Genomic DNA, 11,085 nt, shown 5'->3' with positions numbered 1-11,085 from the left:
GCTGCAGGATCTGCTTCGCTTTGATCTTCCGTACCATTGCCGGTACTCCTTCCACCGTGTGGCGCTCACACGGTGGAAGGAGCTTTTCAGGTGGGGCTCAACCACGCCGCTAGTGGGGCTGAACGATACAAATCACGCATCTAAACAGTGGGGCTCACTCGCACCACAGGTGGTGCCCATCGAAGCCAATATTCATGGAGCCCACAAAAATGGGTCACCTCCCAGGCTCCAGAACGGGCGCTCGGACAAAAGCAGGTCGTAAGTGAGAATCAGGCGGAATTGATCGGAATCCAGGCTGCGATTCTCTCTAGCGACGAAGTCTGCTGTGGCGTCCTTACCGTATTTGGACACGATCAGTGCCGACCAGGGGGAGCGAAGACGGGTAGCCAAGCGGTCTAGTTTCTCTACTTCTTCATCGGTCATTCCAGTGAACGAGTGCTTCACCTCCATCGGTATAAGGTCGCCGCCAGTGAGGAGCATCAAGACATCGGCCTCGCCTTCGGCGTCGGCATTCCCCTTCAGTCGCACTTCGATCCCCGGGTGGAACCCTACAAGTTCGCTGCCGAAGGAGCCACCGAAAATAAAGTGGAAAAATCGCATTGCCATTAAATACCCCATGGCGTCGTGTTCGTAGACCCGCCGCGTTCGCTCTGACAGCCTGTATTTGAATTCAGCGGTCGGGCGGTCGCCGAAAGGGGTCTCCATGCCTGCCGCGCAACCGCGGCAGATAATCGGCGGTGCAAATGCTGCCACGGGAATCCATTGCTTGGACCCGCATTTCTCACACAGGAGTGGGAAACCTTTGACGATTAGGCCGCGCCGTTCGGCCCAGAGAAGCCAGGACTTGGCTGCGTCTTGGTTGTTCCCGAGAACTCTCTTAAAGTCGTTCATTGACTTTTCGGGCAGGTCATCAATTGTGCGGGCGACGACTTCCGACGGCTCGATAGTTTGACCTTGCTGCTGTTGCCGGCGCTTGTAGAAACTTATCCCTGTGTGAGCCGCCATCTCCTCCAAGAATTCGAGCAAGGGCGCATGGGCAAGGTAGTGCAGCTCCCGGAGATCGAGAAACGATGTGACTGCTACCCGTCCCGCGCGACCAGGTTCAGATTCGTTGAGCTCGAGGCCTCGGCAACCCGCAGCTATGCGTGCCGTGAGCATTCGACTGGGCCAGTGGATATCGACCGCAGGACTTTTGTCGGAGGAAACGCCGCGATTTTGAGCCCCGGCAAAGAATCGTCGCCCATGCGCGTCAGCCCTAACATCGTTGCCCCGCGGAAAGGGGTCCGATAGTACTTGCACGTCTACCTCGAAACCCACCAGCCGACCGAGGGCGTTGTTCCTCAGTACATTCCGGTGAGTATCCGGTGCCAGCGGAACCAGACTCGTCTCTCCTTCGTTCCAGACGAGCACTTCGTCGCGTGTCCAGCCGGCTGGAAATCCGAAATCATACAGGTCTTGCTGTGAGGCAGCTGGACGCCGGGGCGGACCCGAAAGCTCCGGGCCGCATCTCCCTGGCCGGTCCTTGCCTGGAGCTCCTGATCGAGCTCATCGAGGGCGAGGGTGATCCCGGGGAGACGATGGTGCAGATGCTGGAATCGTGGCGGGACGATGCAGCCCCCGGCGACGGGGGGTATTTGGGTGATATGGTCGCCGCGAACGGATTCGTCGCTGAGGTGGCCGCGTGGTCGCTGGCCTTTTGCACAGTCAACTCCGACCTCATCGACGAGGCCGCGGCGATGATCATCCACGCCGGCAGCCCAGTTGAGTTCGCGGCGTTCGCAGCGCGGTTCAGCGGCCGGATCGCGGACGTCGACCCGGAAGCGCTAGACGCGGCCGAACGCCTGTTCGCCGGCTCCCTGTTGGCCCTCGAACGCATCGACGAGGCCGTCGCTGACTACCTTAACGACCAGGCGCGCCGGTAGATGCCCAGCTTCACTCCCGAGGACGAAGAGGGCCTGTCCCGCGCGATCTCAGATGCCGTCACCGGCGTGCTCAACGAGCACGGTGCACGTGCAGGCCTCCAGCCGCTGAGATGGAGCCTCACTACCGAACTGGAGACTGACTTTTACGGCACCCACCCTGGTGGCCGTGAGCATCCCGATGCCCAAGCGCTGTGTGCGTCCTGGGCGGACCACCTGGGGCTGGCCGAGTGGGGTGCAGGCTATCCGGACGAGGCTAGCCGGCTGTGGGCGGCCAGACTCGGCAACTGGCGGCTCAGTGTCTCCGTTTTCACGGACCCCGAGCTCTACCGGTCTGTGTACCCCGACGAGCCCGACGAGGGCGGCTGGTAGGCCCGGACGCCGAAGGCGTCGCCCCAGTGGGTGAAGGGACAGGTTGCTGGTCAGGAGCTAGGAGCCAAGCGAATCGACAGCAGTCCCTAACGTGTAGTCAAGCAGTGCGGTGGGTTGGATCGAGGCTGGGGCGCTCATCATTGAACTCCCGGGCGAGATGTCGATGCCGCGAGCGGCCGGGATGACGATGGCGGCGGCGGCGAGGAGGTGAGTGCCACGGGAACGCATTTGGTGGCGACTTCGTCTGGCGTCTGCCAACCAGTAAATCGGATACCGAACGCGTCTTCAAGGATATTCCGCACCTGCCGTACTAGTGACTGGTCTCCATCAACGCGCACCCGGATAGTGGGTACGCGCCCGTAAGACGGACCTTGAGCGACACGGATTTGGGCCCAGTCGCAGAGTCAGGGCTGGCCCCGCTCCTCGTTTCACAAGGGAACCTTGAGCGACACGGATTTGGGCCCAGTCGCAGAGTCAGGGCTGGCCCCGCTCCTCGTTTCACAAGGGAACCTTGAAGGAGCACCAGGAACGGTCGCGCCCGGACGGACACCCGTCCTATCGACGCGAACTCTGCGATGCCATGCAAGTCGCTTGACATCAAGAGGAGCATCCACTCGGCGGGACGCAACCTTCGCAGTTCCCGTGCGACAGGTTCCGTGGACGGCAAATGGGTGCACCGGACGCGTGGCAATAGACGCTTCGAAGGGAGGGCTTCATTTACTTGGTGCTCTTCGTGGCGGCGTCATACGTCGGTGCGTCCGGTGCGTCCCTGCCGGGTCCGATGCCGACGGGCAGGGCGGCTTCGGGGTGGTTCAGGTCGAAGGCCGGGCGCTCCGACCGGATCCTCGGGATGGAGCTGAAATTGTGTCGCGGTGGGGGGCAGGACGTTGCCCACTCGAGGGAAGAACCGTACCCCCAGGGGTCGTTCACAGTGACCTTAGGGGCGCGGCGGGCGGTGATGTAGACGTTCACGAAGAACGGGATCATCGAGATCGCCAGGATGACCGATCCGATGGTCGAGAGCTGATTCATCCAGGTGAAGCCATCCTCTGGCGTGTACGACGCGTACCGGCGAGGCATTCCGAGTACCCCGAGCCAGTGCTGGATGAGGAAGGTCGTGTGAAACCCGATGAAAAGCAACCAGAAGTGCCACTTACCCAGATGCTCGCTGAGCATCTTCCCGGTCCACTTGGGCCACCAGAAGTAGAACCCGGCGAACATAGCGAACACGACGGTGCCGAAGACGGTGTAGTGGAAGTGCGCGACGATGAAGTAAGTGTCGGAGACGTGGAAGTCCAGCGGCGGTGAAGCAATGATGACACCGGTCAATCCGCCGAAGAGGAACGTCACCAGGAAGCCCAGCGACCAGAGCATCGGGGTCTCAAAGGTAATAGAACCTCGCCACATGGTGCCGATCCAGTTGAAGAACTTCACCCCGGTCGGTACCGCGATGAGCATACTCATCAGGGCGAAGAAGGGCAGCAGCACGGATCCGGTGACGTACATATGGTGTGCCCACACGCTGATTGAGAGGGCGCCGATAGAGATGGTCGCGTAGATCAGGGTCTTGTAGCCGAAGACCGGCTTCCGGCTGAAGACCGGGAAGATCTCGGTGACGATACCGAAGAACGGCAACGCAACGACGTAGACCTCAGGATGGCCGAAGAACCAGAACAAGTGCTGCCAGAGGATGGGGCCGCCGTTGGACGGGTCAAAGATGTGCGCCCCGAAAATGCGGTCTGCGGCCGCAGCAAGCAGCGCAGCGGCCAGCACGGGAAACGCCATCAGGATCATGATCGCGGTGACCAGCGAGTTCCAGGTGAAGATCGGCATCCGGAACATCGTCATCCCCGGGGCGCGCAAGGTGATGATCGTGGTGATGAAGTTCACAGCGCCCAGGATCGTGCCGAAGCCGGACAGGGCCAGTCCCATCATCCACAGGTTCCCGCCTACGCCTGGTGAGAAAGTCGTGCTCGCGAGCGGTTGATAGGCGAACCAGCCAAAGGATGCCGCTCCTTGCGGCGTGAGGAAGCCGGCCACCGCGATCAAACTACCAAAGCTATAGAGCCAGTACGTGAAGGAATTCAGCCGCGGGAACGCCACATCGGGGGCGCCGATTTGCAACGGGATGAGGACGTTGGCGAAGCCGAGGAACAGCGCGGTCGCGAACATCAACAACATGATGGTCCCGTGCATGGTGAACAACTGGTTGTACTGCTCTTTGGTCTGCACGACCTGCAGGCCCGGTTCGAAGAGCTGGGCCCGCATGACCAACGCCAGGACCCCGCCCAGGCAGAAGTACAAGAACGAGGTGGTCAGGTACATGTACCCGATGACCTTGTGATCTGTAGTGGTGATCAGCGAGATCAGCACATCCCCTCGTTTCGAGGGTACGGCCTTCGGGGGCCGGATACCCGAAGTGTTCTGCGCGCGATCGCTAGTAGTAGTTGTCACCGATGTCAACTTTCTTGCGTATTTGCAAGCTTCCGCATGCGCCTAACTGACAATATTTTGAACTTATGCATTGTCTGAGTGGGTCGTGACGGCGACGCGTTAAGTTCTCTGAGATTCGCATCAGCATGTTTCCAGAAACATGAGGATGCTTCACGCTACTCCGATGAGTCTGCGGGAGGCAAGGACCATCGCCGCGAATGCCAAGCAGGGGCTTTCCGCCACGGAGGACATTGGTATTCGGTGGGTCACCGTCGAGGCGTACCGGACGCTGAGCGCCGCTGCGGAAAGATACAGCTGGACCCTCGTCGCGCCCGGCGGGGGAGGCCGATCGTCAGCCTCATGTTCCGTGCGGGGAAAGCCGTGGTCGGCGCGATTATTTGGTTCCTTCTCATCATGACTCAACAGAGCACTGCAGGCTCCTAAGACCCGCAGGCCAGCCTGCGAGAAGTCCGGCCTGGGTCATCGCTGAGGAGCACGGTGTTGCCGTCGATGCCCCGCTGATGAGCGTCGCTGCACTACCTATTTCACGCTGACGTACGTCGTGCCATCAGGCCCGTCGTCGACGCTGTTGCCCAACTACAGACCCTGAACGACCGGTGGATCGAGGGTGAAAACTTGACGAAGCGACAACGCGCATCCGGTACAAAGGATGGCCTTTCTCCCTGGAAAGGCTAGGCCCAACGCCACAAGTGGCCTACCGTGGGTAAAGTCCCGGAGGCCAATTCGTTGCTGACGAATGTCGGCCGGCACCGCGATCGAGTAAGGAAGCTCCCCGTGGCGTACAACGTTGCCCAGAAACTCATCGCGTCGCACTTGGTCTCGGGGGAGATGGTGCCAGGGACCGAAATCGGCCTGCACATCGACCAGACCCTCACCCAGGACGCGACCGGGACGCTGGTCATGCTGGAGTTGGAGGCGTTGGGACTGGATCGAGCGCGTACGGAGGTTTCCGTGCAGTACGTCGACCACAACCTGTTGCAGGCCGACAGCAAGAACGCGGAGGACCACGACTTTCTCCGTTCCGCCTGCCAACGGTTCGGCCTGTGGTTTTCGAAGGCCGGCAACGGGGTGTCACACCCCACTCACATGCAGCGCTTCGGCGTCCCCGGCAAGACGATGGTCGGCTCCGACAGCCACACCCCGGCCGCCGGCTCGCTGGGAATGCTGGCCATCGGCGTCGGCGGCACCGAGGTGGCCCTGGCGATCGCCGGTGAGCCCTTGTACATCAGGATGCCCGAAATCTGGGGCGTGAAGCTCACCGGACAACTGCCACCGTGGACCAGTGCCAAGGACCTCATCCTCGAAATGCTGCGCCGGTACGGCGTCAAGGGCGGCGTCAATCGGATCGTCGAGTACTACGGTCCCGGCCTCGCCACCCTGACCGCGATGGATCGGCGCGTGATCGCCAATATGGGCGCCGAACTGGGCGCGACCACCACCGTCTTCCCGGCCGACGACCAGGTACGAACTTTCCTGCGCGCCGAACAGCGCGAGCACGATTTCACCGAACTACTCGCGGACGAGGATGCGACCTACGACGTGACCGAGGAGATCGACTTGGCTTCGATCGAGCCGTTGATCGCGCTTCCCAGTTCGCCCGGCAATGTCGTTCCAGTCAGGGAGGTCGCGGGGCGCCCGGTGGAGCAAGTCGTGATCGGGTCATCCGCGAATCCGGGCCTGCGCGATTTCGCGATCGTTGCCGCAATCATGAAAGGGCGCCAGTCATTCCCCGGCCTGTCCCTCGACGTCAATCCCAGCTCCCGCCAGATTCTGCAGGACCTCACCATCATGGGGGCCACCCTGGATCTGATCGGGGCGGGCGCCCGGCTGCATCAGTCCGGCTGCATGGGCTGCATCGGCATGGGCCAGACCCCGGCGAATGGCAGCATCAGCCTGCGCACGATGCCGCGCAACTTTCCCGGTCGCTCGGGCACCCAGGAAGACTCGGTCTACCTATGTTCGCCGGAGACGGGGGCCGCCGCCGCGCTGACGGGACAGATCACCGATCCGCGAGACCTGCCCGGGCTTTTCGGCTTGGAATATCCCCAGATCACAATTCCAGTGGTGTCGAGTGTGAACCTGGCGATGCTCGAGAAGCCCTTGTCGCCGGAGGAATCCATCGCTGTGCACCTAATCAAGGGCGAGAACATCTCCTCGTTGCCGGTCTTCGGACCGCTCGCCGAGCGCATCGAGGCACCCGTCGCCCTGATCGTGGGCGATGACATTTCAACAGATGAGATCCTGCCGGCCGGTGCGCGCGTGCTCCCTTTTCGCAGCAACATCCCCAAGCTCGCCGAATTCACCTTCGATCAGGTCGACCCGACCTACCCGACTCGCGCCGCCCAAACCCGAGACACGACCGGTCACATGATCGTCGCCGGGGCCAATTATGGGCAGGGCTCCTCTCGGGAGCATGCCGCGATCACCCCGCGTTTCCTCGGACTGCGGGTGGTGTTGGCGGTCTCGTTCGCTCGTATCCACTGGCAGAACCTGGCCAACTTCGGCGCGCTGGCGCTCCAGTTCGTAGATGCCGCCGATCACGATCGCATCGCGCAGGATGACGTGCTCGTGCTCGACGGGATCCGTGAGGCTCTCTCGAACGGAACGGAGATCCTCGTGCGCAACACAACCCGTGATGAGGTCTACCCCGTGCGCCACGAACTCTCGACCCGGCAGATCGAGATGCTCCTCGTCGGTGGCCTCATCCCGTGGCTGCGCGCCAGGAGCGCGCGCGGAGCCACCGTTCCTGAGGAACCCGAAATAGGCCAGCCCCGTTTCATTTTGCGCCCAAATTCCGTTCTGTGACGATACCGCCCCGGCGCGCACGTGACGGTCGGCACCAGACGAGCCACGAGCGCGTATTCGTCGCCGGTGAAATGCAGCCTGCCCCGTCCGGTCAAGCCAACGGGCCACCCTTCATCAGCTAATTGACCTTCAACTCAACCGCGGCACTATGCGCCCAGACCGCGCGGAAAACGGAGATTCACCATTATGGGATGCTCGAAAATCAGCGGACTCCACGCGCTGGCAGCGTAGCGGGATTCCGAACTGAGAACGGGCGTACTGACCAGCCATGCGCGGCAATCACAGCACCGTTGACACTCGCACGGCGGTAGCGGAGCATGAGTGCAATGAAAGTTGAGAATGACATGCAAAAGAAGTCGCTCACCGCACTCGTGCGCCACCATCTTAATCACGCACGGGACGCATCCATGGTCGCAGCGCGGAGACCGTGTACGGCGGCCACGTGCACGTCCTTCGGCAAACGCTGATCGCTCTCCGTGCCGGGCAATGCCTTGGAGAACACGACAACTTGGCTGAAGCGACCGTGCAGGTCCTCGAGGGGCGGGTCGTTCTCGCCTCGGGTGGCGCAGCGTGGTCTGGATGGTGCGGGGACCTGATCACGATGCCGCCGGGCCGCAACTCGCTGGAGGCTGTCGAGGACGCGGTCATCCTGCTCACTGTAGCCAAGCTCATCGCTCCGGCGCGGAGTCCTGAGCCGATTGCACTCGGTCGGCCAGCGGCAGATTGGGCCGTTGACGGGGCGGCCCCGGAAACCATCGTGCTCGACGCCCGCACCATCCCGCACGCTATCCGGCGCGCGGCCATCTTCGGGGCGCTCGACGCTGTTGCGCCGGGGTTCGCCCTTGACGTGATTTAGGAGACGCGCCCTTGCCTGGACATCGTCCAGGGAGCGCGCTACGGACCATGGGGCTCCTTCGCGGCCTGGCCGCACTCGTCTACCTTGTAATGCCGGTGAGCACCGTCGTCGCAACGGGCTCCTCGGGCCGAGGCATCGATGCGGCGCCCGCCCGGCGACTGTAGCGTGGAGGACATGGCACTCACCTATTTCAGCGGCCTCGATTCTAGCGTGGGCGCTATCGGGGACGACGCTGTCGGCGCTAACGCCCGAAGGTGGTCCGTTGACAGGATCGTTCCGGTCGTGGGGGCCGGACTGGCTGCTGTGTCCTATATTTCTGTGAGCGAGGGGGCGTGCAGGGAAGCCGGTGTTCCTGGAACCGTGGGTCCAGCTTGGGTGCTCCGCGGAGCAACGAGCTATAAGCGGTATACCGAGAGCGTCGAACAGGCCATGCTCGACGCCGTGCAGCCCGCGCTGGGGCGACCGGAGGCTGGGCGCGCGGCCTTGCTCCCGATTACGACGTCCACCGCCTGGTGGGAGTTGCCCCAGGACGCGCGCCGAGCGATTTTCGAGGAGACCTCGCACCACATCGCAGTCGGCCTGGAGTACCTGCCCGCGGTCGCGCGACAGTTGTGTCACGGCCGGGACCTCGGCGAGCCCTTCGACTTCCTGACTTGGTTCGAGTTCGCTCCCAGCGATGAGTCCAGGTTCGACCAACTCCTTGCGCGGCTGCGCACGAGTCGCGAGTGGGAGTACGTGGAGCGGGAGATCGAAATCCGCCTGACACGCGAACCTGAAGTCGAACGTCTACCCTTGGCAAACCGATGAACCCATTCCGGCGCGCGACCAAAACCGTTTTGCATCTCGTCTGAGATCCGTGAGATGCGTTAAACCAACGTTTACCGGGCGGCGGTCTCCGCCATCGGCTCAGTGGGGTCGGCAGCACGTTCTCGGACGGGCCCTGTGACAAGTAGAAAGGCTGCGATTGGCCCCAGGAAGAGCGTCAGAAGGAACCACGTCCATGCGGACCTGTTACGCGTGCGCGCATAGCCCCCGGCGAGGATCGCCACGGTAAACCAGAGCGCTCCGACGGCAGATGTATCCCAAGTCACCCGGTCAAGCTAGCACGGGGCCACTTCCGGTCATCCAGCCGACGCGGTCTACCGTCGTAGATGGCAAACGTCGAACGGACAACGATGCACAGTGCCATCAGCTCGCGGAAGCTCAATACGCCAGATCCGTCATCCAGCTCAGACGCCTCAGGAAACCGCCGAGTCGTCTCGCCCAAAATGTCGAGAAGCGTTCTGGGCGCCGGCGCACTTGTGCTGCGGGACTCGATGCCGTCGAGGCGTCGCTCCATCATCAGCACAGACATATCGAAGAGCTCATCTACAAAAGGGCTGCGAGCATATTGCATCGAGGATCAGCGGGTGTCCATAAATTGTTCATCGACTCGCGAGATCGCAGCCCGATGCGGTTGCGGGCGTCACCACCGAGGCACGCCTGAGAGTCCGCGTCGTCATGAGATGGTCGAAGCAGCGAGGGATGAGTGCTTTACCGCAATGCCTAGGGGCAGATTGGGAGGTCATGGCGGGGCGACCTGCTGGAATCCGCATCGTGTGTTCCCGCTCATGCTCGTGGGCGGTTTACCCCGAGGACGCAGCATCTCGCCACATCGTGACTATGTCGGGACCGCCTTTGGGCAGTGTAAACGAACCATGCACTTTGAACCCGTGCCGTTCGTACAGTGCGACGTTCGAGGGGTTGCTGGCCTCTAGGTAGGCCGGCATCCCGGCCAGGTCGATCAGGCGTAGATTGCTCGCCAAAAGGTCGAGTCCATACCCTCGTCCCCGATTCTCGGCTCTGGTGCCCAGCAGACTCAGGTAGAAGTGCGCCATATCCCGGGGGTGGGCCTGGTCAAACAGGTCAAACGCCTCCATCACCGGACCGGCATCTGCACCCAGCATCTCTTCGATGGTCGGTTTCAATGCCGCTTCCTGCTCATCCGAGAGATCTGTTCCATTCGGCGGGATCCACACGGCTGTGGCGGTATTGCCCGGGGTCAGCCACACCCGCGGATAGCGCATCGCTCCATCGACGAACAGCGTCCATAACCGTCTTTGCTGCTCAGCACGTAGGGACGGATCCGGAAACGCCCAGCTCCAGGTCGGATCGTTGTAGAACGCGCTGACAAGGATCTCGACAACTTCATCTCTGTCGTCTGGGGTTGCGATACGCGGGCTGGTGTCTTTCGAGTCCATGCCGTTCACCCCAATCTTGCGGGTTACCCCACGGCGCCGGCCGGGCCATGGAAACCATGCTGGGCAGCGACAACCGAGCACGGGCATTCACGCTAGTCCCGTTGAAACTTATTGGTCAAGTTCTAGGCGAATCTGTAGTCAGGAACCTTCTGCGCACTCGGGCGAGGCGGCGCCGATAGCCGAAAGACTATCGCTTCGAAGGGTTTAGAGGGATCTCATCTCACTGAAATCATGCCGAGGACTCATCTACGACAAGGACGGATCCGTGGCCGAGGTCGCCTCCCAGCTGCACCTGCACCGAACGAGCATCTACAACCGGCTGGGCCGGATCAGAGACCTCATCGGGGTGGACCCGCTCAACGGCTACGTTCGCCTGTAGCTGCACCTGGCGATGAAAGCCCGCCGCTGGGCCGGGCGGCCGCGACTCTGACCGCGGACG

Annotated in this window: 8 protein-coding genes and 1 pseudogene; 6 read left to right on the top strand and 3 right to left on the bottom strand. The window is 62.1% G+C overall.

Annotated elements, in window-relative coordinates:
• Positions 1-192: 192 nt before the first annotated feature.
• The gene (locus E3O19_RS06820) at positions 193-1,158 is read right to left on the bottom strand and encodes a hypothetical protein (RefSeq protein WP_134566423.1); all 966 of its coding nucleotides are present in this window, start codon (positions 1,156-1,158) and stop codon (positions 193-195) included.
• A gap of 302 nt (positions 1,159-1,460) precedes the next feature.
• On the opposite strand from E3O19_RS06820, the gene E3O19_RS06815 reads away from it, so the two are divergent.
• On the top strand, positions 1,461-1,922 hold the full coding sequence (locus E3O19_RS06815) for a hypothetical protein (RefSeq protein WP_134566421.1): 462 nt from the start codon (positions 1,461-1,463) through the stop codon (positions 1,920-1,922).
• On the top strand, positions 1,923-2,291 hold the full coding sequence (locus tag E3O19_RS06810) for a hypothetical protein (protein WP_134566420.1): 369 nt from the start codon (positions 1,923-1,925) through the stop codon (positions 2,289-2,291). It begins immediately after the preceding gene.
• A 717-nt stretch (positions 2,292-3,008) separates the two neighbouring features.
• Here the strand turns inward: E3O19_RS06810 and ctaD are convergent.
• Positions 3,009-4,664 (bottom strand): aa3-type cytochrome oxidase subunit I, encoded by a 1,656-nt coding sequence (ctaD, locus tag E3O19_RS06805; protein WP_420898592.1) that lies wholly within the window; start codon positions 4,662-4,664, stop codon positions 3,009-3,011.
• A gap of 855 nt (positions 4,665-5,519) precedes the next feature.
• Between ctaD and E3O19_RS06800 the strand changes: the two genes are divergently transcribed.
• From E3O19_RS06800 to E3O19_RS06790, 3 genes are all read left to right on the top strand, one after another.
• Positions 5,520-7,550, top strand: coding sequence for an aconitate hydratase (locus E3O19_RS06800; RefSeq protein WP_134566418.1), 2,031 nt, complete (start codon positions 5,520-5,522; stop codon positions 7,548-7,550).
• A 508-nt stretch (positions 7,551-8,058) separates the two neighbouring features.
• A complete protein-coding gene (locus E3O19_RS18665) occupies positions 8,059-8,406 on the top strand; it encodes a hypothetical protein (protein ID WP_338145080.1) in 348 nt (115 codons plus the stop codon).
• A 174-nt stretch (positions 8,407-8,580) separates the two neighbouring features.
• On the top strand, positions 8,581-9,213 hold the full coding sequence (locus tag E3O19_RS06790; RefSeq protein WP_134566416.1) for a chlorite dismutase family protein: 633 nt from the start codon (positions 8,581-8,583) through the stop codon (positions 9,211-9,213).
• Positions 9,214-10,031: 818 nt separating this feature from the next.
• On the opposite strand, the gene E3O19_RS06780 is transcribed toward E3O19_RS06790, so the two are convergent.
• Positions 10,032-10,646, bottom strand: a complete 615-nt coding sequence (locus E3O19_RS06780) for a GNAT family N-acetyltransferase (RefSeq protein ID WP_134566412.1) — start codon at positions 10,644-10,646, stop codon at positions 10,032-10,034.
• A gap of 241 nt (positions 10,647-10,887) precedes the next feature.
• Between E3O19_RS06780 and E3O19_RS06775 the strand changes: the two are divergent.
• Positions 10,888-11,025, top strand: a pseudogene (locus E3O19_RS06775) (helix-turn-helix domain-containing protein); the annotation flags it as partial.
• Between the last annotated feature and the right edge of the window lie 60 nt (positions 11,026-11,085).

The organism is Cryobacterium algoritolerans (assembly GCF_004402785.1).
Classification (GTDB): Bacteria; Actinomycetota; Actinomycetes; order Actinomycetales; family Microbacteriaceae; genus Cryobacterium; species Cryobacterium algoritolerans.
This window is presented reverse-complemented; position numbering and strand designations above follow the sequence as displayed.

Coding starts and splice junctions, on each gene's coding strand:
- E3O19_RS06820 (WP_134566423.1), bottom strand. CDS start 1,158: ATGCTCACGGCACGCATAGCTGCGGGTTGCCGAGGCCTCGAGCTCAAC.
- E3O19_RS06810 (WP_134566420.1), top strand. CDS start 1,923: ATGCCCAGCTTCACTCCCGAGGACGAAGAGGGCCTGTCCCGCGCGATC.
- E3O19_RS06790 (WP_134566416.1), top strand. CDS start 8,581: ATGGCACTCACCTATTTCAGCGGCCTCGATTCTAGCGTGGGCGCTATC.
- E3O19_RS06780 (WP_134566412.1), bottom strand. CDS start 10,646: ATGGACTCGAAAGACACCAGCCCGCGTATCGCAACCCCAGACGACAGA.